At 66.9% G+C, this 25162-nt stretch carries 21 protein-coding genes and 1 pseudogene; 9 read left to right on the plus strand and 13 right to left on the minus strand.

Annotated elements, in window-relative coordinates; translation table 11 throughout:
• Nucleotides 1-51: 51 nt before the first annotated feature.
• Both A7D27_RS00855 and glnK read right to left on the minus strand, forming a co-directional pair.
• Nucleotides 52-1371, minus strand: a complete 1320-nt coding sequence (locus A7D27_RS00855; protein WP_069559548.1) for an ammonium transporter — start codon at nucleotides 1369-1371, stop codon at nucleotides 52-54.
• A 34-nt stretch (nucleotides 1372-1405) separates the two neighbouring features.
• Nucleotides 1406-1744: a P-II family nitrogen regulator gene (gene glnK, locus A7D27_RS00860; RefSeq protein ID WP_003457590.1), complete on the minus strand. Its 339-nt coding sequence runs from the start codon at nucleotides 1742-1744 to the stop codon at nucleotides 1406-1408.
• 409 nt (nucleotides 1745-2153) lie between these two features.
• Here glnK and A7D27_RS00865 point away from each other — a divergent pair, with 409 nt between their 5' ends.
• From A7D27_RS00865 to A7D27_RS00875, 3 genes are all read left to right on the plus strand, one after another.
• The gene (locus A7D27_RS00865; protein WP_044400771.1) at nucleotides 2154-2417 is read left to right on the plus strand and encodes an accessory factor UbiK family protein; all 264 of its coding nucleotides are present in this window, start codon (nucleotides 2154-2156) and stop codon (nucleotides 2415-2417) included.
• A gap of 37 nt (nucleotides 2418-2454) precedes the next feature.
• Nucleotides 2455-3951 (plus strand): YifB family Mg chelatase-like AAA ATPase, encoded by a 1497-nt coding sequence (locus tag A7D27_RS00870; protein WP_069563843.1) that lies wholly within the window; start codon nucleotides 2455-2457, stop codon nucleotides 3949-3951.
• 113 nt (nucleotides 3952-4064) lie between these two features.
• Complete coding sequence (locus A7D27_RS00875) at nucleotides 4065-6044, plus strand: choline BCCT transporter BetT (RefSeq protein ID WP_069559551.1); 1980 nt, start codon at nucleotides 4065-4067, stop codon at nucleotides 6042-6044.
• 41 nt (nucleotides 6045-6085) lie between these two features.
• Here A7D27_RS00875 and A7D27_RS28975 read toward each other — a convergent pair whose 3' ends face one another.
• The 3 genes and pseudogenes from A7D27_RS28975 to A7D27_RS00885 form a co-directional block, all read right to left on the minus strand.
• Nucleotides 6086-6946 carry a methyl-accepting chemotaxis protein gene (locus tag A7D27_RS28975; RefSeq protein WP_371850550.1) on the minus strand — a complete coding sequence of 287 codons (861 nt, stop codon included), beginning with the start codon at nucleotides 6944-6946 and terminating at the stop codon, nucleotides 6086-6088.
• Nucleotides 6941-8062, minus strand: a pseudogene (locus A7D27_RS28980) (Cache 3/Cache 2 fusion domain-containing protein); the annotation flags it as partial. The gene A7D27_RS28975 and the pseudogene A7D27_RS28980, both read right to left, overlap by 6 nt.
• Before the next feature lie 144 nt (nucleotides 8063-8206).
• Nucleotides 8207-9124, minus strand: coding sequence for a LysR substrate-binding domain-containing protein (locus tag A7D27_RS00885; RefSeq protein WP_069559553.1), 918 nt, complete (start codon nucleotides 9122-9124; stop codon nucleotides 8207-8209).
• 137 nt (nucleotides 9125-9261) lie between these two features.
• Between A7D27_RS00885 and A7D27_RS00890 the strand changes: the two genes are divergently transcribed.
• Nucleotides 9262-10653 carry a NorM family multidrug efflux MATE transporter gene (locus A7D27_RS00890; RefSeq protein WP_069559554.1) on the plus strand — a complete coding sequence of 464 codons (1392 nt, stop codon included), beginning with the start codon at nucleotides 9262-9264 and terminating at the stop codon, nucleotides 10651-10653.
• Between the two features lie 3 nt (nucleotides 10654-10656).
• Here A7D27_RS00890 and A7D27_RS00895 read toward each other — a convergent pair whose 3' ends face one another.
• The gene (locus tag A7D27_RS00895; protein ID WP_069559555.1) at nucleotides 10657-12330 is read right to left on the minus strand and encodes a bifunctional diguanylate cyclase/phosphodiesterase; all 1674 of its coding nucleotides are present in this window, start codon (nucleotides 12328-12330) and stop codon (nucleotides 10657-10659) included.
• Between the two features lie 280 nt (nucleotides 12331-12610).
• On the opposite strand from A7D27_RS00895, the gene rep reads away from it, so the two are divergent.
• Both rep and A7D27_RS00905 read left to right on the plus strand, forming a co-directional pair.
• Nucleotides 12611-14623 (plus strand): DNA helicase Rep, encoded by a 2013-nt coding sequence (gene rep / locus A7D27_RS00900; RefSeq protein WP_069563845.1) that lies wholly within the window; start codon nucleotides 12611-12613, stop codon nucleotides 14621-14623.
• A gap of 115 nt (nucleotides 14624-14738) precedes the next feature.
• The gene (locus tag A7D27_RS00905; protein WP_069563846.1) at nucleotides 14739-15311 is read left to right on the plus strand and encodes a xanthine phosphoribosyltransferase; all 573 of its coding nucleotides are present in this window, start codon (nucleotides 14739-14741) and stop codon (nucleotides 15309-15311) included.
• Nucleotides 15312-15421: 110 nt separating this feature from the next.
• On the opposite strand, the gene A7D27_RS00910 is transcribed toward A7D27_RS00905, so the two are convergent.
• The 5 genes from A7D27_RS00910 to dadA all read right to left on the minus strand — a co-directional run bounded on the left by A7D27_RS00910 (nucleotide 15422) and on the right by dadA (nucleotide 19459).
• Nucleotides 15422-15844, minus strand: coding sequence for a cytochrome c5 family protein (locus tag A7D27_RS00910; protein WP_069563847.1), 423 nt, complete (start codon nucleotides 15842-15844; stop codon nucleotides 15422-15424).
• A 127-nt stretch (nucleotides 15845-15971) separates the two neighbouring features.
• Nucleotides 15972-16520, minus strand: a complete 549-nt coding sequence (locus A7D27_RS00915) for a cupin domain-containing protein (protein WP_069563848.1) — start codon at nucleotides 16518-16520, stop codon at nucleotides 15972-15974.
• A 184-nt stretch (nucleotides 16521-16704) separates the two neighbouring features.
• On the minus strand, nucleotides 16705-17772 hold the full coding sequence (gene alr, locus A7D27_RS00920) for an alanine racemase (RefSeq protein ID WP_069563849.1): 1068 nt from the start codon (nucleotides 17770-17772) through the stop codon (nucleotides 16705-16707).
• Nucleotides 17773-17832: 60 nt separating this feature from the next.
• Nucleotides 17833-18186 (minus strand): RidA family protein, encoded by a 354-nt coding sequence (locus A7D27_RS00925; protein WP_044400736.1) that lies wholly within the window; start codon nucleotides 18184-18186, stop codon nucleotides 17833-17835.
• Complete coding sequence (gene dadA, locus A7D27_RS00930; protein ID WP_069563850.1) at nucleotides 18161-19459, minus strand: D-amino acid dehydrogenase; 1299 nt, start codon at nucleotides 19457-19459, stop codon at nucleotides 18161-18163. The genes A7D27_RS00925 and dadA overlap by 26 nt, the downstream gene beginning before the upstream one ends.
• 156 nt (nucleotides 19460-19615) lie before the next feature.
• On the opposite strand from dadA, the gene dadR reads away from it, so the two are divergent.
• Nucleotides 19616-20104 (plus strand): transcriptional regulator DadR, encoded by a 489-nt coding sequence (gene dadR, locus A7D27_RS00935; protein ID WP_044400730.1) that lies wholly within the window; start codon nucleotides 19616-19618, stop codon nucleotides 20102-20104.
• A gap of 114 nt (nucleotides 20105-20218) precedes the next feature.
• Nucleotides 20219-21550, plus strand: a complete 1332-nt coding sequence (locus A7D27_RS00940; protein ID WP_069563851.1) for an FAD-binding oxidoreductase — start codon at nucleotides 20219-20221, stop codon at nucleotides 21548-21550.
• A 3-nt stretch (nucleotides 21551-21553) separates the two neighbouring features.
• On the opposite strand, the gene A7D27_RS00945 is transcribed toward A7D27_RS00940, so the two are convergent.
• Together A7D27_RS00945 and A7D27_RS00950 are read right to left on the minus strand one after the other, a co-directional pair.
• Nucleotides 21554-22711 carry an MFS transporter gene (locus A7D27_RS00945; RefSeq protein ID WP_069563852.1) on the minus strand — a complete coding sequence of 386 codons (1158 nt, stop codon included), beginning with the start codon at nucleotides 22709-22711 and terminating at the stop codon, nucleotides 21554-21556.
• Nucleotides 22712-22889: 178 nt separating this feature from the next.
• Complete coding sequence (locus A7D27_RS00950) at nucleotides 22890-24383, minus strand: aldehyde dehydrogenase (RefSeq protein WP_069563853.1); 1494 nt, start codon at nucleotides 24381-24383, stop codon at nucleotides 22890-22892.
• A gap of 314 nt (nucleotides 24384-24697) precedes the next feature.
• On the opposite strand from A7D27_RS00950, the gene A7D27_RS00955 reads away from it, so the two are divergent.
• Nucleotides 24698-25060, plus strand: a complete 363-nt coding sequence (locus A7D27_RS00955) for a cupin domain-containing protein (protein ID WP_069563854.1) — start codon at nucleotides 24698-24700, stop codon at nucleotides 25058-25060.
• Nucleotides 25061-25162: the final 102 nt, after the last annotated feature.

The following is a 25162-nucleotide window of genomic DNA, read 5'->3' on the forward strand; positions in this document are numbered from 1 at the left end:
CCTTTCGGCGCCCTTGGCAGCGGTTCGCACGCCCCGGAGGGGCCGGCGGGCTTAGAGGTTGTAGCCGCGCTCGTTGTGCTGCGCCAGGTCGAGGCCGACGGTCTCTTCCTCTTCGTTGACCCGCAGGCCCATCACCAGGTCCAGCACCTTGAGGATCACGAAGGTGACCACAGCGGTATAGACGACCGTGAAGGCCACGCCCTTGAACTGGATGAACACCTGGGCCGCGATGTTCTCGACGGTGCCGAAGCCACCCAGGGCCGGTGCTGCGAACACACCGGTCAGCAGGGCGCCGACGATGCCGCCGATGCCGTGCACGCCGAAGGCGTCCAGGGAGTCGTCGTAGCCCAGCTTGCGCTTGAGGCTGGTGGCGCTGAAGAAGCAGATCACGCCAGCGGCCAGGCCGATCACCAGGGCGCCCATGGGGCCGACGGTACCAGCGGCCGGGGTCACGGCAACCAGACCGGCGACCACACCGGAGGCGATGCCCAAAGCACTCGGCTTACCGTGGGTCAGCCACTCGGCAAACATCCAGCCCAGGGCAGCGGCCGCGGTGGCGATCTGGGTGACCAGCAGGGCCATGCCCGCAGTGCCGTTGGCAGCCACGGCGGAGCCGGCGTTGAAGCCGAACCAGCCCACCCACAGCATGGCCGCGCCGATCAGGGTGTAGCCCAGGTTGTGCGGGGCCATCGGGGTGGTCGGGTAACCCTTGCGCTTGCCCAGCACGATGCAGGCCACCAGGCCGGCGATACCGGCGTTGATGTGCACCACGGTGCCACCGGCGAAGTCCAGCACGCCCCAGTCCCACATCAGGCCGCCGTTGCCGCTCCACACCATGTGGGCGATCGGCGCGTAGACCAGGGTGAACCACACGGCCATGAAGATCAGCATCGCGGAGAACTTCATGCGCTCGGCGAAGGCACCGACGATCAGGGCCGGGGTGATGATGGCGAAGGTCATCTGGAAGGTGATGAACACGCTTTCCGGCACGGCGTACACCAGGCTGCTGGTGTTCAGGCCGCTGAGGAAGGCCTTGGACAGGCCGCCGATGAAGGAATTGAAGTTGACGACGCCCTGCTCCATGCCCGTGGTGTCGAAGGCCAGGCTGTAGCCGTAGACGACCCAGAGCACGCTGATCAGGCCGGTGATGGCGAAGCATTGCATCATCACCGAGAGGACGTTCTTGGAGCGGACCATGCCGCCGTAGAACAGCGCCAGGCCGGGAATGGTCATGAACAGCACCAGTGCCGTGGCGACGATCATCCATGCGGTGTCGCCACTGTTCAGCACGACCTCGTCGGCGGCCATGGCCAGACCGGGGGTAACGAGGGACAAAAGGGCTCCTAGCCCTGCGGCTTTACGCAGAGTCATGTGGTTTTCTCCTGGGGCGTTGGGGTTCGGAGGCTTAGATCGCGTCGGTGCCGGTTTCGCCGGTACGGATGCGGATGGCCTGTTCCAGATTCACGACGAAGATCTTGCCGTCACCGATCTTCCCGGTGTTGGCCGCCTTGGTGATGGCCTCGATGACACGGTCGAGCTGGTCATCGGCGATGGCGACGTCGATCTTCACCTTGGGCAGGAAGTCGACGACGTACTCGGCGCCACGGTAAAGCTCGGTGTGGCCTTTCTGGCGACCGAAACCCTTGACCTCGGTAACGGTGATGCCCTGCACGCCGATCTCGGACAGCGACTCGCGCACGTCATCGAGTTTGAACGGCTTGATGATGGCAGTGACTAGCTTCATGAAACTTCTCCCGTATTTGGTGGACTTGCCCCAGGAAAACGAACCCGGCTCAAGTCTAAGCGCAGTGCCTGGCTTTGTAACGCGTCGAACCGCCCTGGCCCGGCCCGCTTCGACGCCAACCAACCGCTCCTGGCGAAACACTCCCCCGCCTCGCCTGACGCACCGGTACTGCATCGGTGCACCCTTCACCAGCGCTAAAGCAGAAAGCTTGCCAGCTCGCCCAAAAGCCCCGTTTTTCAAGCAGATAGTGGCCCTTGGCCGTGGCGCCGGGCAGCACTACCCCAAAACGATGCACGGAAAAGGTGCACGCGCACTTCAGCCCTTGCTCGGAAATCGTGCGTCGGCCTGTCACCCGACTCGGCGGGGACCCCGTGGTAAACTCCGCCCGCCCTGTCAACGGATGCCCACCATGCTGCCGCCCAAAGCCCTGCTCGATGCCCTCGGCTCCCACGCCTCCCGCCTGTTCAACGGCGATACCCCGCTGCCCCGCGCCGAATTCGAGGCCCAGTTCAAGGCCCTGATGCAGAGCGCCTTCAGCAAGCTGGACCTGGTCAGCCGCGAGGAATTCGACAGCCAGATGGTGGTGCTCGCCCGTACCCGCGCGCGCCTGGAAGCCCTGGAGGCGAAGGTCGCAGAGCTGGAAGCCCAGCTGAACCCGCCGCCCACGGAGTAAGCCACTCCGACCGGGCGGACCGATCAAGGAGCGATCCATGTCCCTGGCCCTCGTCCACAGCCGCGCCCAGGTCGGCGTGGAAGCCCCCGCCGTCACGGTGGAGGCGCACCTGGCCAACGGCCTGCCGTCCCTGGCCCTGGTCGGCCTCCCGGAAACCGCCGTCAAGGAGAGCAAGGACCGCGTCCGCAGTGCCCTGCTCACCAGCGGTTTCGAATTCCCCCTGCGGCGCATCACCCTCAGCCTGGCACCGGCCGATCTTCCCAAGGAAGGCGGACGCTTCGACCTGGCCGTCGCCCTCGGTATCCTCGCGGCCAGCGGCCAGGTGCCCGCCGCTGCCCTGGAGCAGCTGGAGTGCCTCGGCGAGCTGGCGCTGTCCGGTGCCCTGCGTCCGGTGCAGGGCGTGTTGCCCGCTGCGCTGGCGGCTCGCGCTGCCGGACGGGCGCTGGTGGTGCCCCGGGAAAACGCCGAGGAGGCCAGCCTGGCCAGCGGCCTGACGGTGTTCGCCGTGGGCCACCTGCTGGAGCTGGCCGCCCACCTCAACGGCCAGTCGCCACTGGCACCCTTCCAGAGCCAGGGCCTGCCGCTGCAGGCCGCGCCCTATCCCGATCTCGCTGACGTCCAGGGCCAGCTGGCGGCCAAGCGTGCGCTGCTGGTGGCCGCCGCCGGAGCCCACAACCTGCTGTTGTCCGGCCCGCCCGGCACCGGCAAGACGCTGCTGGCCAGCCGCCTGCCCGGCCTGCTGCCACCGCTGGAGGAGCACGAGGCCCTGGAAGTCGCCGCCATCCATTCGGTGGCCAGCCAATCGCCGCTGGCGTGCTGGCCCCAGCGTCCCTTCAGGCAGCCTCACCACAGCGCGTCCGGCCCGGCCCTGGTGGGTGGGGGCAGTCGTCCAAAACCCGGCGAGATCACCCTGGCGCACCAGGGCGTGCTGTTCCTCGACGAGCTGCCGGAGTTCGACCGCAAGGTGCTGGAGGTCCTCCGAGAGCCCCTGGAAAGCGGCGAGATCATCATCGCCCGGGCCAACGACCGGGTACGTTTCCCGGCGCGCTTCCAGTTGGTGGCAGCGATGAACCCCTGCCCCTGCGGCTACCTGGGCGACGAGACCCACCGCTGCCGCTGCACGCCGGAGCAGATCCAGCGCTACCGAGCCCGACTCTCCGGCCCGCTGCTGGACCGCATCGACCTGCACCTGACGGTCGCCCGCGAAGCCACCCACCTCGGCGCGCCTGTCAGAGACGGGCTGGACAGCGCCACCGCCGCCGAGGAAATAGGCCGGGCCCGCCGTCGGCAACTGGCTCGCCAGGGTTGCGCCAATGCCTTCCTCGACCTGTCCCGGCTGCACCAGCACTGTCCGCTGACGCCCGACGACCAGCACTGGCTGGAGCAGGCCTGCGAGCGCCTCGGGTTGTCCCTGCGTGCCGCGCACCGACTGATCAAGGTGGCCCGCACCCTCGCCGACCTGGCGGACGCGCCCGACATCCAGCGCCAGCACCTGGCCGAGGCCCTGCAATACCGGCCAGCGATCCAGTCATGACACCGCTTAAAGCTATTGATGGGGAACTTTCAAAAGAGCTCGACTATCGATTGTGTTAGTGTTCGCCGCCTTCCGCCCTTGGCGGCCATCCGATCGAAAGGAGAGCTAGCTCAATGGAGGCACGTACGTCTTCTTCCCCATCCACCCTCAATCCCCCCGTATTCTTCGGCTCCGCCGCCCTCATCATCGCCCTGGTGCTCTACAGCACCCTGGCCCGTGAACAGGCCCAGGACCTGTTCGGTCAGTTGCAGAACTGGATCATCGTCAACGCCAGCTGGTTCTACGTCCTGACCGTCGCGCTGATTCTCATCACCGTGGTCTTCCTCGCCGTCAGCCGCTTTGGCGACATCAAACTGGGGCCCGACCACAGCCAGCCCGCCTACCGCAACAGCACCTGGTTCGCCATGCTGTTCTCCGCCGGCATGGGCATCGGGCTGATGTTCTTCGGCGTCGCCGAACCGCTGATGCACTACGCCAATCCGCCGGTGGGAGACCCCAGCACCGTGGCCGCCGCGAAGGAGGCGATGAAGCTGACCTTCTTCCACTGGGGCCTGCACGCCTGGTCGATCTACGCCATCGTCGCGCTGATCCTGGCCTTCTTCTGCTTCCGCCACGACCTGCCGCTGACCCTGCGCTCGGCGCTCTACCCGCTGATCGGTGATCGCATCTACGGCCCCATCGGCCACGCGGTGGACATCTTCGCCATTCTCGGCACCGTGTTCGGCGTCGCCACCTCCCTGGGCTACGGGGTGCTGCAGATCAACAGCGGCCTGAACCACCTGTTCGGCCTGCCGGTCACGGTCCCTGTGCAACTGGGCCTGATCGCCGCCACCTGCGCCCTGGCCACACTCTCGGTGGCCAGCGGGCTGGACCGGGGCATCAAGCTCCTCTCCGAATTCAACCTGATTCTCGCGGTGATCCTGCTGGGCCTGGTGCTGGTGCTCGGCCCCACCGTGTTCCTGCTCAAGGCCTTCGTGCAGAACACCGGTGGCTACCTGTCGGAGATCGTCAGCAAGACCTTCAACCTCTACGCCTACGAACCCACCGACTGGATCGGCGGCTGGACCCTGCTCTACTGGGGCTGGTGGCTGTCCTGGTCGCCCTTCGTCGGCCTGTTCATCGCGCGCATCTCCCGGGGCCGCACCATCCGCCAGTTCGTCTGCGGCGTGCTGTTCGTACCGGCCGGCTTCACCCTGCTGTGGATGACCGTTTTCGGCGACACCGCCATCCACATGGTGCTGCAGCAGGGCGTGCACAGCCTGGTGGAAACGGTGGCGCAGGACAGCTCCCTGGCGCTGTTCGCCTTCCTCGAACAGTTCCCGTTCTCCTCCGTGCTTTCGCTGGTGGCGATCCTGATGGTGGTGGTGTTCTTCGTCACCTCGGCGGACTCCGGTGCCCTGGTGGTGGACATGCTGGCTTCGGGCGGGCAGCCGGTGACGCCGCTGTGGCAGCGCCTGTTCTGGTCGACCCTGATGGGCGTGGTGGCCATGGCGCTGCTGCTGGCCGACGGCCTCAAGGCCCTGCAGACCGCCACCATTGCCAGCGCGCTACCGTTCTCGGTGGTGTTGCTGGCCGCCACCTGGGGTCTGCTCAAGGCCCTTCGGCTGGACGCCACCAAGCGCGGCATCCGCTACCAGGCGCTGGCCCTCTCGCGCCCGGCGCAGCAGCAACTGGGTGGCTGGCAGCGGCGGCTGCGCAACATCCTCATGTTCCCCCGACGCAGCCATGTCACCCGCTTCATCGACGAAGTGGTGCGCCCGGCCTGCCTGGAGGTGGCCGAGGAGCTGCGCAAGCAGGGCTACGCGATCGAGGTGCTGAATGGCGAGGACGGCCGCTGCAAGCTCAATGTCGGCCACGGCAAGGAGGTGGACTTCAGCTACGAGGTGCGCCCGCGCTCGCTGCTGCTGCCGCGCTTCGTGTCCCGCGAAGGGGGTGAGGAGAACGGCGACGCCCGCAAGTACTTCCGCGCCGAGGTGTACCTGCGCGAGGGCGGCCAGGACTATGACGTGATGGGCTGGAGCCGGGAGGAAGTGATCGGCGACCTGCTCGACCAGTACGAGAAGCACCTGCACTTCCTCCACGTGGTGCGCTGAGCCCCCCGTTGCGGGGCCCGGTCCAACCGGGCCCTGGTGGGTCAGCGGAAGCGACTCACTTCCTGGTGCAGTTCCTCGGCCAGACGGTCCAGCTCCCGGGCCGTCTGCGCCAGGTTCGCCACCACCTCACGCTGTTCACTGTTGGCCAGGGCGATGCTTTGCAGGTTGCTGCTGAGCAGGGTCGCGGTGCGGCTCTGCTCCTGGGTGGCGGTGGTGATGGCGGTGACCTGCTCACCGGCGGCCGCACTCTGCTGGGCGATCCGTGCCAACGCATCGGCCACCTTGGCGTTGCGTGCCAGGCCCTCCTGCATCAGCACCTTGCCGTGCTCCATGGTGCTGATGGCGCTGGCGGTCTCCTGCTGGATGCTGCCGATCATGCTGGAGATCTCGGTGGTCGCCTCGCGGGTGCGGCCGGCCAGGCTGCGCACCTCGTCGGCCACCACGGCGAAGCCACGGCCCTGTTCGCCGGCCCGGGCGGCCTCGATGGCGGCGTTCAGCGCCAGCAGGTTGGTCTGGTCGGCGATGGCGGTGATGACGCCGACGATGCCGCCGATCTCCTGGGAGCGCTGGCCGAGGGTGTTGATCACCTCGGCGGTGCCGTTGAGGGCGTTGGCGATCTGCTCCAGCGCCGCCGAGGCCTCGTCCATCGCCACCTGACCGATGCGCGTCTGCTGGGCGTTGTCACTGGCCAGGCGCTCGGTGGCGCGCATGTTGTCGGCGATGTTCAGCGAGGTGGCGCTGAACTCCTCCACTGCGCCGGCCATGCTGCTGATCTCGCCGGACTGCTGCTCCATGCCCTCGTGGGCGCCGCTGGCCAGGCCCGAGAGCACCTGGGAGCGGCTGCTCACCTGCTGAGCGGAACTGCGGATGTGCGCCACCATGGTCGACAGCGCTTCGCCCATCTGATTGAAGCTGCCGGCCAGCTCACCGATCTCGTCGCGGCTGGACACGTCCAGGCGCACCCCGAGGTTGCCGGCGCCCAGGGCGCGGGCCTGGTCCACCAGGTCGCCCAGGGGCTTGAGGCGCAGGCGCAGCAGGCCGATCACCGCAGCCACCGCCAGCACCATCGCCAGCAGGCTGCCAAGGGCCAGCTGGCTGCCGACCCGCCAGGTGACCTCGCCGATCTCCTCCTCGGGCATGCTCGCCACCACCTGCCAGGGCCCGTCGGCGAAGGGCACGGCGATGCTGAAGAAGTCCTCGGTGCCGTCGCTCCAGAACAGCCCCTTGCCGGGGTTGGCCTGCAGGCTCTTGAGGGCATCGCCGATGGCTTCCGGGCGGCGCACGCCGGCGGGGGCCACCAGCCATTTGCCGGTTTCGTCCAGCAATGCCAGGGAGCCGGTGCGGCCGATGCGGAAGCGCTCCAGGTTCCTGAACTGGGCGTTCTGCGCGTCGGTGTAGTCGAAGCCAACGAAGAGCACGGCGATCACCGCACCGGTGTCGTCGCGCACCGGGGTGTACTGGGTCATGTAGTAGCGCTCGAACAGCAGGGCCCGGCCCACGTAGTTCTGCCCGGCCAGCAGGCGCTGGTAGGCCGGGTGGGCGTGGTCGAGCACGGTGCCGATGGCGCGGGTGCCGTCCTGCTTGTTCAGCGAGGTGGTGATGCGCACGAAGTCGGCGCCATCGCGGACGAACATCGTGGCGACGCCAGCGGTGAGCTGGCGGAATTCGTCCACCAGGGTGAAGTCGTTGTTCAGCACCTGGCCGTTGAGGTACAGCGCCGGCGGGGTCAGGGCCGCTACCGGTAGGCGCTCGCTGCTGTGCAGGGTGAGGCCCCGGGCGAAGCGCTGCTCGAACAGGCTGGCCAGGCGCTGGGTGCTCTCGCGCAGGCTGCCGTGGAAGGTGGTGAGCTGGTCGGCCAGCAGACGGGCTTCGCTGGCCAGGTGCTCCTCGCGGGTGGCCAGGTTGGCCTTGTCCAGCGAGCGCAGGGCGAAGAGGGTGCTGCCGCTGATCAGCAACACGAGGATCAGGGCGAGGGCGGCGGCGAGCTGCCAGGCAATGCGTGACCTGGGCTGGTTCATGGGGAATCTCCGGAAATAGGGCAAGGCGATACGCGAGGAGGTCTCTGCCCCCTTCGCGGGGCGGCGAGAATACTTGAGTACCCCACTGCGGTATAGGACGGCCGTGCTTCGCGACGGCCTGTTTTTCCTGGTGTCGCCGTCACCTCAGTCCAGCAATTCCACGGCCGGCAGGTCCATGGCGGCTACCTCGGCGAGGAGGAAGTCACGCAGCCGCTGCAGGCGCTCCTGGTCCCGGCGACCGCGTGGCCAGACCAGGTAATAGCTCTCGCCGCTGGCCACTGCCGCCGGCCAGGGCAGGCCGATGCGGCCGCTGGTGGCATCCTCGGCGATCATCACCAGGTCGCCGATGGACACCCCGTAGCCCCGGGCCGCAGCAACGATTCCCAGCTCCAGGGTGTCGAACACCTGGCCACCCTTGAGGGAGACCTGCTCCTCCAGCCCCATGCGCTGCAGCCAGCGCCGCCAGTCGCGGCGGTCCGGCGTGGGATGCAGCAGCTCGGCCTGGCGCAGTTGCTGCACGGTCCAGGGCTGGCGGGCCTTGGACGACTCGCAGACCGGGATCAGCCATTCCGGGAACAGCAGCGTGACCTCCCAGTCCTGGGTGAAATGACCATCGGAGAGCAGCACCGCGCAGTCGAACGGCTCGTGCTGGAAGTCCACCTTGTCCACGTCCATCCAGGCGCTGGTGAGTTGAACCTCGTTCTCCGGGTTGAGGTGACGGAAGCGCGACAGCCGCGCCAGCAGCCAGCGCATGGTGAGAGTGGAGGGGGCCTTGAGACAGAGGTTGCCGTCGTCCACCCGCAGGATGGAGCAGGCACGCTCCAGGGCATCGAAGCCCTCGCGCAGGCCGGGGAGGATGACCCGCGCCGCCTCGGTCAGTTGCAGGTGGCGGCCCCGGCGCTCGAACAGGCGGCAGGCGAAGTGCTCTTCCAGGGTGCGGATGTGCCGGCTCACCGCGCTCTGGGTGATGGCCAGCTCTTCGGCCGCGCGAGTGAAGGAGGCGTTGCGCGCCGCTGCTTCGAAGGCACGCAGGGCGTAAAGCGGGGGCAGACGGCGGGACATGGCGGCACTCTTGCATGAGTCAAAGTCATGGAAGGGATCATTTTTTTCCTTTTGTGGCGGGGCTTCAAGGCTTGGGAGAATTAGCCACATCAGGGCCGCCCGCCTGGCGTCTCTTCCCTCAGTGGTGATCATTACTCATGCCTGCATCCCTCCGGCCGGAACTCCTGGCCATCCTCCGCCTTGCCGGCCCACTGATCGCCGCGCAATTGGCCAACGTGCTGATGGTGTTCACCGACACGGTGATGATGGGCCTGCTGGGCCCGGCCGAGCTGGCCGCCGGCGGCCTGGGTGCGGCGAGCTATTCCTTCGTCTCGATCTTCTGTGTGGGGGTGATCGCCGCCGTGGGCAACCTGGTGGCGATCCGCCACGGCGCCGGGGACGTGGCCGGCGCCGCCCGGCTGACCCAGGCCGGGCTGTGGCTCGGCTGGGGCCTGGCCCTGGCGGCCGGGCTGCTGCTGTGGAACCTGGCACCGCTGCTGCGGCTGTTCGGCCAGGAGGCGCACAACATCGAGGGTGCCATGCAGTTCCTCTCCACCCTGGTGTTCGCGTTGCCCGGTTACATGACCTTCATGGCCCTGCGCGGCTTCACCAGTGCCATCGGCCGGCCCGGCCCGGTGATGGCCATCAGCATCGGCGGGGCGCTGGCCAACTTCGCCCTCAACTATGTGCTGATCCACGGCTGGTTCGGCCTGCCCCGGCTGGGCCTGGCGGGCATCGGCCTGATCACCGCGCTGGTGATGACCGCCATGGCGCTGCTGCTGGCCTGGCACGTGACGCGCCACCCGGCCTATGCCGCCTACTCACTGCGCCACGGCCTGCTGCAGCCGCGCCTGGACGATCTGCGTGAGCTGCTGCGCCTGGGCCTGCCCATCGGTGGCACCTATGCGGTGGAGTCCGGCCTGTTCGCCTTCGCTGCGCTGTGCATGGGAGCCCTGGGCAGCCAGGCGCTGGCCGCGCACCAGGTGGCGATCATGTCGGTGTACGTGGCCTTCATGGTGCCGGTGGGCATCTCCTACGCGGTGACCTTCCGCATCGGCCAGCACTTCGGCGCCGGCCGCCTGGAAGACGCACGCCGCGCCGGGCGGCTGGGCATCGGCCTGGGCGCCGGTTGCATGCTGAGCTTCGCCGCGCTGTTCTGGCTGGCGCCGGAGTGGGTGGTGGGGCTGTTCCTGGAGCGTGGCAACGCCGAGTTCGAAGCGGTGGTGCAGATGGCCGTGGGCCTGCTGGCGATCGCGGCCTGGTTCGAGCTGTTCGACGGCATCCAGACCATCGCCATGGGCGCCATCCGGGGGCTGAAGGATGCCAAGACCACCTTCCTGGTCGGCCTCGGCTGCTACTGGCTGGTGGGCGCCCCGGCGGCCTGGCTGCTGGCCTTCCACTTCGGCTGGGGCCCGCAGGGCGTGTGGTGGGGGCTGGCCTCGGGCCTGGCCTGCGCGGCGCTGGGGCTGACCCTGGGCTTCGAGTTCAAGACCCGCCGCCTGTTGCGCGTCGAGCCGGCGGTTGCCGCCCGGGCTTCGGTGGCGGCCTGAAGCTCAGCCCTCGGGCTGGCCGAGGGCCGGCTGGCGCACGCCGAACACCAGGAAGCGCGCCAGTTCCGCCAGCGGCAGGGGCTTGCTGATCCAGTAGCCCTGCACCTGGTCGCAGCCGAACTGGCGCAGCAGGGCGAGCTGGTCGGTGTTCTCCACGCCCTCGGCCACCACTTCGAGCTTGAGGTTGTGCGCCAGGTTGATCATGGCCCGCACCAGTTGCTGGTTCTCCGGGCGCGCCTGCATGCCGCCGACGAAGCTCTTGTCGATCTTCAGCAGGGTGATGGGCAGGCTGTTGAGGTGGACGAAGGAGGAGAAGCCGGTGCCGAAATCGTCCAGGGAGAAGCGCACGCCCACCTTGCCCAGTGCCTGCATGGTGGTGAGCACCTGCTCGCTGCGGCGCATGACGGCAGTCTCGGTCAGTTCGAATTCCAGCCAGCGGGCATCCACGCCGCGCTCGTCGATCAGGCGGGTGAGGGTGGGCAGCAACTGGCTGTCCTGGAACTGGCGGAACGACAGGTTCACCGCCATGTGCAGCGCCGGCAGGCCGCGCCCGCGCAGCCACTGCATGTCGCGCAGGGCACGGGCGATGACCCAGTAGCCCAGCGGCACGATCAGCCCGCTCTGCTCGGCCAGGGGCACGAACTCGCTGGGCGCCAGCAGACCGCGCTCGGCGTGACGCCAGCGCACCAGGGCTTCGAGGCCAACGATGCGGCCGGTCTTCAGGCACAGGCGCGGCTGGTAGTGCAGTTCCAGTTCGTCCCGGCGCAGCGCCCGGCGCAACTCGCCTTCCAGGTCGGCAAGGCTGCGGGCGCCGCGGTTGAGGCGCGCGTCGAAGAGGTGGAAGGTGCAGCCCTGGGCGCCCTTGGCCTGCTGCATGGCGATGTGGGCGTGCCACATCAGCGGGTCGGCGCCTTCGTCCGGGCAGGCGTGGGCCAGGCCCAGGCTGCAACCGATCAGCAGGCTCTCGCCATCGACCCAGAAGGGCTCGCCGAGGGCCTCCATCAGGCGCGAGGCCAGGCGCTCGGCGCGCTGCGGGTCGCGGCGGGTATCCAGCAGCAGGGCGAATTCGTCGCTGCCCAGGCGGGCGACCTGGTCACCGGGGGACAGCTCGGCCTTGAGCCGCGCCACCACCTGCAGGATCAGCCGGTCGCCGGCCTGGTAGCCGAGGGCATCGTTGGCGTGGCGGAAGTTGTCCAGGTCGAGATGGCCGAGGGTCAGGCCGGTGCCGCCGTATTCCACCAGCCGCGCGGCCAGGAGGGTCTGGAAGCCCTGGCGGTTGGCGATGCCGGTGAGCGGGTCCTGCTCGGCGAGGCCCTGCAGGGTGCCCTGCATCCGCTGGCGCTCGCCGAGGTAGCGCAGGCAGCGGCGCAGCAGATCCAGGTCGAGGCGCTCGCGCGGCAGCCAGTCATGGACGCCGGCGGGCAGCTCGCCCGGGTCCTGTTCCAGCAGCAGCACGGTGGGCAGGTGGCAGCGGCCGGGCATGGGCAACAGCTCGGCGGTGCAGAAGAGAATGCCTTCGGTGCCGTCGTCGAACAGGCTCGAGGCGGCTTCCCAGGTGGGGGCGGTGATCAGGAGGTAATCGGGCCCGAGGGCCTCGAACAGCGGGCGAGCCCCTTCCGCCCAGCCAGGCGTGTCCGCCAGCAGCAACAGGTGCAGGGGCTTCGCGAGCGCAGACAATCGGACCTCCCCAGGTCACAAGAAGCAGTGGCGCCAGGCGCCTGTTCGCGTCGTAGTCGACGTCGTTTTATTCATGCACGATCGGCATGTTGTTGGCCTGCCTGGTTCGAATGAGATCGCCTCTCAAACCCAGGTGCCGGAACAATCGTACTGGAAGTGGGGAAATAGCCAAGTCGCAACCTGCCCCAAAGGGGTGCTGGATCACACTGTGGAACGGACTTCGGCATGCCCGGCGGGGTTTGATAGAATGCGCGACCATTCCCTTGCCCGTACAGCCCGCATGTCCCGACTCAACCCCCGGCAGCAGGAAGCCGTGAACTACGTCGGCGGCCCGCTCCTGGTGCTCGCCGGTGCCGGTTCCGGCAAGACCAGCGTGATCACCCGCAAGATCGCCTACCTCGTCCAGCAGTGCGGTATCCGCGCCCAGCACATCGTCGCCGTGACCTTCACCAACAAGGCCGCCCGCGAGATGAAGGAGCGTGTCAGCAGCCTGCTGCGCGGTGCCGAAGGCCGTGGGCTGACGGTGTCCACCTTCCACAACCTGGGCCTGAACATCATCCGCAAGGAGCATGCGCGGCTGGGCTACAAGCCGGGGTTCTCGATCTTCGACGAGACGGACATCAAGGCGCTGCTGTCGGACATCATGCAGAAGGAGTACTCGGGCGACGACGGCGTCGACGAGATCAAGAACTGCATCGGCAACTGGAAGAACGACCTGATACTGCCCGAGGAGGCCCTGGCCAACGCGCGCAACCCCAAGGAGCAGACCGCTGCCATCGTCTACCTGCACTACCAGCGCACGCTGAAGGCCTACAACGCGGTGGACTTCGACGACCTGATCCTGCTGCCGGTGAAGCTCTTCCAGGACAACCCGGACATCCTCGAAAAGTGGCAGTACCGGGTGCGCTACATGCTGGTGGACGAGTACCAGGACACCAACGCCAGCCAGTACCTGCTGGTGAAGCTGCTGGTGCAGCACCGCGCGCAGTTCACCGTGGTGGGCGACGACGACCAGTCGATCTACGCCTGGCGCGGCGCAAGGCCGGAGAACCTGATGCAGCTGAAGGAGGACTTCCCTTCGCTCAAGGTGGTGATGCTGGAGCAGAACTATCGCTCCACCAGCCGCATCCTCAAGTGCGCCAACGTGCTGATCGCCAACAACCCCCACGTGTTCGAGAAGCAGCTGTGGAGCGAGATGGGCGTGGGCGACCCGATCCGGGTGATCCGCTGCCGCAACGAGGACGCCGAGGCCGAGCGCATCGCCATGGAGATCCTCACCCTGCACCTGCGCACCCAGCGGCCCTACAGCGACTTCGCCATCCTCTACCGGGGCAACCACCAGGCCAAGCTGATGGAGCTGAAGCTGCAGCACCACCAGATTCCCTACCGGCTCTCGGGCGGCACCAGCTTCTTCGGACGCCAGGAAGTGAAGGACCTGATGTCCTACTTCCGCCTGCTGGTGAACCCGGACGACGACAACGCCTTCCTGCGGGTGATCAACGTGCCGCGCCGGGAGATCGGCTCCACCACCCTGGAGAAGCTCGGCAACTACGCCACCGAGCGGAAGATCTCGATGTACGCCGCCGCCGACGAGATCGGCCTGGCCGAGCACCTGGACAGCCGCTACACCGAGCGCCTGCAGCGCTTCAAGCGCTTCATGGACAAGGTCCGCCAGCAGTGCGCGGAGAGCGACCCGATCGCCGCCCTGCGCAGCATGGTGATGGACATCGACTACGAGAACTGGATCCGCCAGAACGCCTCCAGCGACAAGGTCGCCGACTTCCGCATGGGCAACGTGTGGTTCCTCGTGGATGCGCTGAAGAACACCCTCGAGCGCGACGAGGAAGGTGGCATGACCATCGAGGAGGCCATCGCCAAGCTGGTGTTGCGCGACATGCTCGAACGCCAGCAGGAGGAGGAAGAGGGCGCCGAAGGGGTGCAGATGATGACCCTGCACGCCTCCAAAGGCCTGGAGTTTCCCTACGTGTTCATCATGGGCGTGGAGGAGGACATCCTTCCGCACCGCTCCAGCATCGAGGCCGACACCATCGAGGAGGAGCGCCGCCTGGCCTACGTGGGCATCACCCGCGCCCGGCAGAACCTGGCGATGACCTTCGCCGCCAAGCGCAAGCAGTACGGCGAGATCATCGACTGCTCACCCAGCCGCTTCCTCGACGAGCTGCCGCCGGAGGACCTGGAGTGGGAAGGCATGGACGATACGCCGACCGAGGTGAAGGCGGTGCGCGGCAACTCGGCGCTGGCGGACATCCGAGCGATGCTGAAGAAGCCCTGACCGGGCCTGCGGAGAAGTCTGACCGAACGGCCAGAAGGGCATCGCGCAATGCCCCCCGGCCAAGGTAGAATGCGCCGCTTCATCAGCGACAGCCGCTTCGCAGGAAGCCCCTCCCGTGGACATTCTCAAAGAAAAGATCCTTTCCGAAGGCATCGTGCTTTCCGACCAGGTGCTCAAGGTCGACGCCTTCCTCAACCACCAGATCGACCCCAAGCTCATGCAGTTCATCGGCCATGAGTTCGCCGAGCGCTTCCGCGGTCAGGGCATCACCAAGATCGTCACCATCGAGGCCTCGGGCATCGCCCCGGCCGTGATGGCCGGCCTCGAGCTGGGCATACCGGTGATCTTCGCCCGCAAGTTCCAGTCGCTGACGCTGAAGAACGACCTGCTGATCTCCAAGGTGTTCTCCTTCACCAAGCAGACCGAGAGCACCATCGCCATCTCCGCCAAGCACCTGACGGCCGCCGACCATGTGCTGGTGATCGATGACTTCCTCGCCAACGGCCATGCGGCCAAGGCGCTGATCGACCTGATCGGCCAGGCGGGCGCGAGCATCGCCGGCCTCGGCATCGTCATCGAGAAGTCCTTCCAGGACGGACGCCGCCTGCTGGAGGAAGAGGGCTACCGCATCGAGGCGCTGGCTCGTGTGGCCTCCCTCACGGATGGCAAGGTCAGCTTCATCGACTGACCCGTTGCCGGGCCCGAACACCTCGGGCCCGGCGGCACTGCGACAACGAGTCGCACCGCGCAGGCACAAAAAAGCCGCCCTCGGGCGGCTTTTTCGATGCTTCGCGACGCTTACAGGCCGGACATCTTCTGGATGGCAGCTTTCAGTTCGTCGTCGGTGCAGTCGGCACAGGTGCCCTTCGGAGGCATGGCGTTGATGCCGGTGATGGCCTTGGCCAGGATGCCGTCGAGGCCGCCCTGGTGGTCTGCACGCTCTTTCCAGGCTGCGGTGTCACCGATCTTCGGTGCGCCCAGCAGGCCAGCGGTGTGGCAGGCGCTACAGTGCTTGGCGATGATGTCGTCCGGCGTGCGCGCGCCGCCGCCTGCGGCCGCTGCCACGGCACCGACACCCTTGCATTCCTGACCCTGTACGCAGACCTCGCCCACCGGCTTGATGCGCTCGGCGATGGCGTCGTCGGTCGCGGCCTGGGCGCTAACTGCCCACAGGGCCAATACGGCAACATGCGCTGCCAGCATCTTATTTATCAGGTTCACCCTTTCACCCTCATCGTGGCTAGATACGCCCGCGGCCACGGTTTCGCGAGCGGGCGCAAGTATAACGTCATGGCCGTCTGGCCGAAACAACCCAACGCGTCGCAGGGATATCAGCGGCAGCGGTCTTTCAGAAATTTGCCGGGGTGGTCGCGCTGATCAGGCGGGCCGGCAGGTCGAACGGATTGCGGAAGCGGTGCGGGCGGCTGCTTTCGAAGTAGTAGCTGTCGCCCGGTTCGAGGACGTACACGTCGTTGCCGACGGTCAGTTCGAGACGCCCTTCGACCAGCATGCCGGCCTCTTCGCCCTCATGGGCGTACATCTCGTCACCGGTGTCGGTGCCCGGCGGGTAGGTTTCATCGAGGAAGGCAATGGCGCGGCTGGGGTGGGCCTTGCCCACCAGTTTCATGGTGATGGCGCCACTGCAGATGTCGGTGAGTTCGGAGGCCCGATAGACCACCTGGGTCTGATTGTCCTGTTCCAGGTCGAGGGAAAAGAACTCCACCAGCGACATGGGGATGCCCCCGAGCACCTTCTTCAGCGAACTGATGGAGGGGCTGACGCTGTTCTTCTCGATCATGGAAATCGTGCTGTTGGTAACGCCTGCACGTTTGGCGAGTTCACGCTGGGAAAGGCCTTTGAGCTTGCGGATAGCTTGCAGTCGAACACCGACGTCCAATGCTGGGATCCTCCTCTGGATTCTTGTTAGGGGGGCTTGGTGCGCGCAATCATGCGGCTAGCGTTCAGTATTTACAACACTTCGGCCGTCAATACTGCGCAAAAAAACGTACCCCCTGGTAAATCCCAGGAAAATCAGCAAGTTGGCAAGCAACCAATGGTCCGTAAGCCCCGCCGGGCAAGGCCTAGCGCTCGATAAGGGGAACCCGGCGCAGGTTGCAGAAGATCTGGTAGGGAATGGTCCCGGCGTGCATCGCCACCTCGGCGGCGGACACCTGGCTGCCCCACAGTTCGACGCGGCTGCCGAGGCCGGCCTGGGGCAGGTCGGTGAGGTCGACGGTGAGCATGTCCATGGAGACCCGGCCGATCAGCTGCGAGGACTGGCCATCAATGGCCACCGGCGTGCCGGTGGGCGCGTGGCGTGGGTAGCCATCGGCATACCCCATGGCCACCACGCCGACCCGGGTCGGCCGCTCGGTGACGAAGCGCGCGCCATAACCCACCGGTTGCCCGGCCGGGAGCTCACGCACGCTGATGACCTTGGACTCCAGGGTCATCACCGGCTTGAGGCGGTCGGCCAGGGGATGCGCCTGCTCGAAGGGGGTGGCGCCGTAAAGCATGATGCCGGGGCGCACCCAGTCACTGGGAACCTGGGGCCAGCCCAGCAGGGCCGGCGAGTTGCGCAGGCTGACTTCCGCCTCGATACCGGTGCGGGCCTGCTGGAACACGGCGACTTGCTGGGCGCAGCTATCACTGTCCAGTTCGTCGGCACGGGCGAAGTGGCTCATCAGCACCACCTTGGCCGCCTTGCCACTGGCCAGCAGGCGCTGGTGGGCGTCGCGGAACTCGGCGGGGTGGAAGCCCACGCGGTGCATCCCGGAATCCATCTTCAGCCAGAAGGTCAACGGCCGGGCGAGGGTGGCTCGCTCCACCGCTTCCAGTTGCCAGGGAGCATGCAGGACGCACCAGAAGTCATGCCGTTCGATCAGCGCCAGCTCGTCGGCCTCGAAGAAGCCTTCGAGCAGCAGGATCGGTGCACGGATACCCGCCTCGCGCAGGGCCAGCGCCTCTTCGATGCACGCCACGGCGAACCCGTCGGCCTCGGCCTCCAGGGCACGGGCGCAGCGAACGGCGCCATGCCCGTAGGCATCGGCCTTGACCACCGCCAGTGCTCGGGCACCGGAGGCTTCACGGGCGAGGCGGTAGTTGTGGCGCAGCGCTTCGAGGTCGATGAGGGCACGGGCGGGACGCATGGCGGGCACTTCTTCTGGTTATGGAAAAAACCCGGCTCGGGCGCCGGGCTGAGGAAGGGGTCAGGGCAGGGCGGCGACGACGGTCATCTCCACCAGCACCTCGGGGGAATACATCCGGGCCTCGACACAGGCGCGGGCCGGGGCGGCGCCCTTCGGCAGCCAGGCGTCCCAGATCGCGTTCATGGCGGCGTAGTCGGCCGCCATGTCCTTGAGGTAGATGGTCACCGAGAGCAGATGGCTCTTGTCGGTACCGGCCTCGGCCAGCAGCTTGTCGATGCTGGCGAGGGTCTCGCGGGTCTGCTGGCCGATCCCGGCGCTGAGCTTCTCGTCAAGCTGGCCGGCCAGGTAGACCGTGCCGTTGTGGATGACGATTTCGCTGTAGCGGGTTTCAGTGTGCAGTCGCTGGATTGGCATTGCTCGAGGTCTCCTTGGAATTGCCGTAGCGGAAGATGTCCAGGCCTTCGGCGCTGATCTGCGGGCGCTTGCGCGCCATCAGGTCCGCCAGCAGGCGGCCGGAACCGCAGGCCATGGTCCAGCCAAGGGTACCGTGTCCGGTGTTGAGGAACAGGTTGCGGTACGGCGTGGCCCCGACGATGGGGGTGCCGTCCGGGGTCGCCGGGCGCAGGCCGGTCCAGAACTCGGCCTTGGCCACGTCGCCACCTTCCGGGTAGAGGTCGGTGGTGATCATTTCCAGGGTCTCGCGACGGCGCGGGTTCAGCGACAGGTCGAAGCCGGCGATCTCCGCCATGCCGCCGACGCGGATGCGGTCGTCGAAACGGGTGATGGCGACCTTGTAGGTCTCGTCCAGGATGGTCGAGGTCGGAGCCATGGCGCCGTTGGTGATCGGCACGGTCAGCGAGTAGCCCTTGAGCGGGTACACCGGGGCCTTGATGCCCAGCGGCTTGAGCAGTTGCGGGCTGTAGCTGCCGAGGGCGAGCACGTAACGGTCAGCGGTTTCCAGCTTGCCGTCGATCCATACGCCGTTGATGCGGTCGCCGGCGAAGTCCAGGCGCTGGATGTCCTTGCCGAAGCGGAACTCGACCCCCAGCTGCACGGCCATGTCGGCCAGGCGGGAGGTGAACATCTGGCAATCGCCGGTCTGGTCGTTGGGCAGGCGCAGGGCACCAGCGAGCTTGTGCTTGACGCTGGCCAGGGCCGGCTCGACGCGGGCGATGCCGTCGCGGTCGAGGATCTCGTAGGGCACACCGGAGCGCTCGAGGACGGCGATGTCCTTGGCGGCCGCGTCGACCTGGGCCTGAGTGCGGAACAACTGGGTGGTGCCGAGCTGGCGGCCTTCATAGGCAATGCCGGTTTCGGCGCGCAACTCGTCGAGGCAGTCGCGGCTGTACTCGGACAGGCGCACCATGCGCTCCTTGTTCACCGCATAGCGGGACGCGGTACAGTTGCGCAGCATCTGCGCCATCCACAGGTACTGGTCCAGGCTGCCGGTGGCCTTGATGGCCAGAGGCGCGTGGCGCTGCATCAGCCACTTGATGGCCTTGAGCGGCACGCCGGGGGCGGCCCAGGGGGATGCGTAGCCAGGCGAGACCTGGCCTGCGTTGGCGAAGGAGGTTTCCATGGCGACGGCCGGCTGACGGTCCACCACCACCACCTCGAAGCCTTCCCGGGCCAGATAGTAGGCACTCGCGGTACCAATCACGCCGCTGCCCAGCACCATTACTCGCATGTCTGCCTCCACCGCGACGGCCTTGCCGGCGCGTTTGTTATTTTGAGCGTAGATGTCAGCAGTATAAGAAGGCGTGACCAGTGATATTCACTATATAGCCAGCTATATTTGGCGATAATTCTTGGCAATATCGGCTTTTGCGGAGGGGCATCCACCATGAGAACCCAGCACCAATCGCGTCGTGAGCTGGACAAGATAGACCGGAATATTTTACGCATCCTCCAGGAGGACGGCCGCATCTCCTTCACCGAGCTGGGCGAGCGGGTGGGGTTGTCGACCACGCCCTGCACCGAGCGCGTCCGCCGCCTGGAGCGCGAGGGGATCATCATGGGCTACAACGCCCGCCTGAACCCGCAGCACCTCAAGGCCAGCCTGCTGGTGTTCGTCGAGATCAGCCTGGACTACAAGTCCGGCGACACCTTCGAGGAATTTCGCCGCGCCGTGCTCAAGCTGCCCCACGTGCTCGAATGCCACCTGGTGTCCGGTGACTTCGACTACCTGGTGAAAGCCCGCATCAACGAGATGGCCTCCTACCGCAAGCTGCTGGGGGACATCCTCCTCAAGTTGCCCCACGTCCGCGAATCCAAGTCCTACATCGTGATGGAAGAGGTGAAGGAAACCCTCAGCCTGCCCATTCCCGACTGAGCCGATCCTTGCCCCGGGGGCACAGGGATTTTTCCCGAAGTCCCCTTGGCGCACAGGAACGGGCCTGCCTATCCTGCGTCGCTTTTTTCAAACACAAGAATCAGGATTGCGCCCATGAACGCCCGCGTTCGCCAACCGGTCCACAGCGACCGCCACGCCCCCTCCTACTACGCCGCCACCGCCAACCGCCAACTGGCCTACCCCCCCCTGCAGGGCGAGGTCCGGGCCGACGTGTGCATCGTCGGCGGGGGATTCTCCGGCCTCAACAGCGCCATAGAACTGGCCCGCCGCGGCATTTCGGTGGTCCTCCTGGAAGCCCGCCAGGTGGGCTGGGGCGCCAGCGGGCGCAACGGCGGCCAACTGATCCGAGGGGTCGGCCATGACGTCGACCACTTCGAGCCGGTGATCGGCGCCGAAGGCGTGCGCGCCCTCAAGCTGATGGGCCTGGAAGCCGTGGAACTGGTGCGCCAGCGGGTGGACGAGTTCGCCATCGACTGTGACCTGACCTGGGGTTACTGCGACCTGGCCAACACGGCCCGTGACTTCGCCGGCTTCGCCGAGGACATGGAGGAACTGCGCAGGCTCGGCTATCGCCACGAGATGAAGCTGGTGCAACCCGGTGACATGCGCAGCGTGGTGGGGTCCGACCGCTATGCCGGCGGACTCATCGACATGGGCTCGGGGCACCTGCACCCGCTCAACCTCGCATTGGGCGAAGCGGCGGCAGCCACCTCCCTGGGCGTGCGGATATTCGAACACTCCGCTGCCACGCACATCGACCATGGCCCCGAGGTGACGGTGCACACCGCCAGCGGTCAGGTGAAGGCCGCCACCCTGGTGCTTGGCTGCAATGCCTACATCAATGACCTCGACCCGACCCTGGGCGGCAAGGTGCTCCCGGCCGGCAGCTACATCATCGCCACCGAGCCGCTGCCCGAAGACCTGGCGCGGGAGCTGCTGCCGCAGAACATGGCGGTCTGTGACCAGCGCGTGGCCCTGGACTACTACCGCCTTTCCGCCGACTGCCGCCTGCTGTTCGGCGGCGCCTGCCACTACTCCGGGCGTGATCCGGCGGACATCGCCTCGTACATGCAGCCGAAGATGCTGGCGACCTTTCCCCAATTGGCCGACGTGCGCATCGACTACCAATGGGGCGGCATGATCGGCATCGGTGCCAACCGCCTGCCGCAGATCGGTCGCCTGCCCGGGCACCCGAACGTCTACTTCGCCCAGGCCTACTCGGGCCACGGGGTGAACGCCACTCACCTGGCCGGCAAGCTGCTGGCGGAAGCCATCTGCGGCGAGCAGGGCAGCGGTTTCGAAGTGTTCGCCAAGGTGCCCCACATCACCTTCCCCGGCGGCCGCCTGCTGCGCTCGCCGCTGCTGGCACTGGGGATGCTCTGGTACCGCCTGCGCGAGACGCTGGGCAACAGCCTGGCGCGCTGACCCTCAGGCGCCCGGGGAGCCGACCGGGGTATCTTCGCCCATCGGCTCCCGGGTCCAGGCCAGCCAGACGAAACCGGCCGCACCTACGGCCATCATCAGCGGCAACGCATGGCCGCTGATCCACTGGCTGGCAGCACCGGTCACCAGCGGCCCGATCAGGCAGCCGATCCCCCAGAGCTGGGCGACATGGGCATTGGCCCGCACCAGCTCATCGTCCCGGAAACGCTCGCCGATCAGGATCAGCGCCAGGGTGAACAGCCCGCCGGCGCTGGCACCGAACACCACCCACACCGGCCAGATCAGCACCGTGTGCAGCACCAGCGGCACGCTCAGGCTGGACACCAGCAGGGCCAGGCCGCAGGCCCGGAACAGCGCCCGCCGGGGCACTCGGTCCGCCATCCAGCCGATGGGCAATTGCAGGGCCGCATCGCCCACCACCACCACGCTGGCCATCAGCAGGGCCACCTCCTGGGTGAAGCCCTGGCGCAGGCCGTAGACCGGCAACAGGGTGAGCATCATCGCTTCGAAGGCCGCGAACAGCACCACCGCCCAGGCGATGGTCGGCATGCGCTGGCAGAAGACCCAGAGGCCACGCCCGGAGGCGCCGTGCTCGTCGACCTGGGGCGCGCCGCCACGCCCGAGCAAGATCAGCGAACCGCCGATCAACAGGCCGGTACCGGTCCAGAAGCCGCGGTCCGTGTCGCTGCCCAGCAGAGTCAGCAGCAGAGGGCCGGACAACTGGCTCAGTGCATAGCCAGTGCCGTACAGCGCCACCAAGCGACCACGCCACTGCTCCACCGCCAATTGGTTGATCCAGCTCTCGCCGAGAATGAACACCACGGTCAGCGCCACGCCGATGAACAACCGCAGCAGCAACCAGACCGGGTAGCTCTGCACCAACGCCAGCAGCGCCACCGACACAGCCCCCAGCAACAGGCACAGTTGCATCAGCGGGACGGTGCCGAAACGCGCCGCCAGGCGTCCGGCCAGGGAAGCGCCGAGGAGCACGCCCACCGCCGGGGTTGCAGCCATGACACCGATGGCAAACGAGCCGTAATGCCAGCTCTCCAGACGCAGCGACACCAGCGGCATGGTCACGCCCAGCGCCAGGCCGATGCTGATGACGGCGCCACACACGGCGAAATAGGTGCCCCAACGCATGACGGTATTCCTCCCGTTTACGGCTAATGGCTGGCGGAAAAGCAAAAACGGCCGGGCTCCCGAAGGGAAACCCGGCCGCAGGTGTGGCTCTCGCAGAGCCGGCCCTCCAAGAGGGGAGGGCGGACCTTGGCGCGACCGGACCAGGCCGCGCCGTGTCAGGCGGTCAGACCGCCGCTGTTCAGAGCTTGATCCAGGTGGCCTTCAGCTCGGTGTACTTGTCGAACGCATGCAGGGACTTGTCGCGACCGTTGCCGGACTGCTTGAAGCCACCGAACGGCGCAGTCATGTCGCCGCCGTCGTACTGGTTGATCCACACGCTGCCGGCCCGCAGGGCCTTGCCCACCAGGTGGGCGCGGGACAGGTTGCTGGTCCACACCGCAGCCGCCAGGCCGTAGATGGTGTCGTTGGCGATGGCGACGGCCTCGGCCTCGTTGTCGAAGCCGATCACCGACAGCACCGGCCCGAAGATCTCTTCCTTGGCGATGCGCATGGCGTTGGTCACGCCGTCGAAGATGGTCGGCTCGACGTAGGTGCCACCGGTCTCCTCCATCACGCGCTTGCCGCCGGCCACCAGCTTGGCGCCGTCGTCATGGCCGGCCTGGATGTAGGACAGCACGTTGTTCATCTGGGTGGTGTCAACCAAGGCACCGACGTTGGTAGCCGGGTCCAGCGGGTGGCCCGGTTTCCAGCCCTTGATGGCCTCGACCACCATGGGCACGAACTTCTCCTTGATGGAGTTCTCCACCAGCAGGCGCGAGCCGGCGGTGCAGACCTCGCCCTGGTTGAAGGCGATGGCGGCGGCGGCGGACTCGGCGGCGGCCTTGAGGTCCGGGGCATCGGCGAAGACGATGTTCGGGCTCTTGCCACCCGCTTCCAGCCAGACGCGCTTCATGTTGGATTCGCCGGCATAGATCATCAGTTGCTTGGCGATCTTGGTGGAGCCGGTGAACACCAGGGTGTCGACGTCCATGTGCAGGGCCAGGGCCTTGCCGACGGTGTGGCCGAAGCCCGGCAGCACGTTGAACACGCCCGCGGGAATGCCGGCTTCGATGGCCAGTTGGGCGATGCGGATGCCGGTCAGCGGCGACTTCTCGGACGGCTTGAGGATGATGGAGTTGCCGGTGGCCAGCGCCGGGCCGAGCTTCCAGCAAGTCATCAGCAGGGGGAAGTTCCACGGCACGATGGCGGCGACCACGCCCACCGGCTCGCGGGTCACCAGGCCCAGCTCGTTGTGCGGTGTGGCGGCGACTTCGTCGTAGATCTTGTCGATGGCCTCGCCGCTCCAGCGGATGGCGCGGGACGCTGACGGCACGTCGATGTTCAGCGAGTCGCCGATCGGCTTGCCCATGTCCAGGGTTTCCAGCAGGGCCAGCTCTTCGGCATGGGCGTCCAGCAGGTCAGCGAAGCGGATCATCACTTCCTTGCGCTTCACCGGTGCGAGGCGTGACCAGACACCGGATTCGAAGGTGGCGCGGGCATCCTTGACCGCCACCTCGGCGTCGGCCAGGTCACAGCTGGCGACCAGGCCCAGCACACGACCATCCACGGGGCTGATGCACTCGAAGGTGGCACCGGATGCAGCCGGGGTGTATTCGCCATGGACGAAGGCGCGGGTCTCGATCTGCAGGGACTTGGCGCGCTGTTCCCAGTCGGCACGAGTGAGGGTGGTCATGGGGCGTTCCTCTTACTTTTATTAGTGGAAGTGCCGGCAGGGGAGGGACCGACACTGTCAAGAATTCTGCAAGGCCTAAACGCGGCCAAAGCTGTGCGACACCCTAAACCAGAGGCCCCTGGATTTTCAATATTTTTGACACTGCCGGGAACATGGGCCTTGTATTGTTCATTTTATTAAACATAGACTCAGGACCGGTACGCCCGCGTTCTTCATTTTCCGCCACCGTGCATGGCGGGATTCCGAACATCCGCCGGGCAGAATAAGAAACAGGCCGCCCCGCGCGACCTCCACAACGCCGCTACGGAATCGCCATGAATATCGAATCCATCGTCGACTTCGCCACCAGCCCCGCCACCGCCGAGCACTACCGCCCCGCACCCGAGAAGATCCTCAAGGGCGACCCCGAGCAGAGTGTGCGCAACCACTACGGCAGCCCCTGCGGGCAGTTCAACGTCGGCATCTGGGAGGGCGCGGTCGGCCAGTGGACGGTGAACTACACCGAGCATGAGTACTGCGAGATTCTCCAGGGCGTCTCCGTCATCCGCGATGCCGCCGGCAACGCCAAGACCGTGCGCGCGGGCGACCGCTTCGTGATCCCGGCCGGCTTCTCCGGCACCTGGGAAGTGCTGGAAGCCTGCCGCAAGGTCTACGTCATCTTCGAGCAGGCCAAGTAAGCCTGCCGACACCCGATGCTTGTCACCTCTGGCCCGCGAAAGCGGGCTTTTTTATGTCCCGCGCCTGCCACGCCAAATCGCAGGCATGAAAAAGCCCGCCAT

It is taken from the genome of Pseudomonas sp. 1D4 (assembly GCF_001728925.1).
GTDB classification, from domain to species: domain Bacteria; phylum Pseudomonadota; class Gammaproteobacteria; order Pseudomonadales; family Pseudomonadaceae; genus Metapseudomonas; species Metapseudomonas otitidis.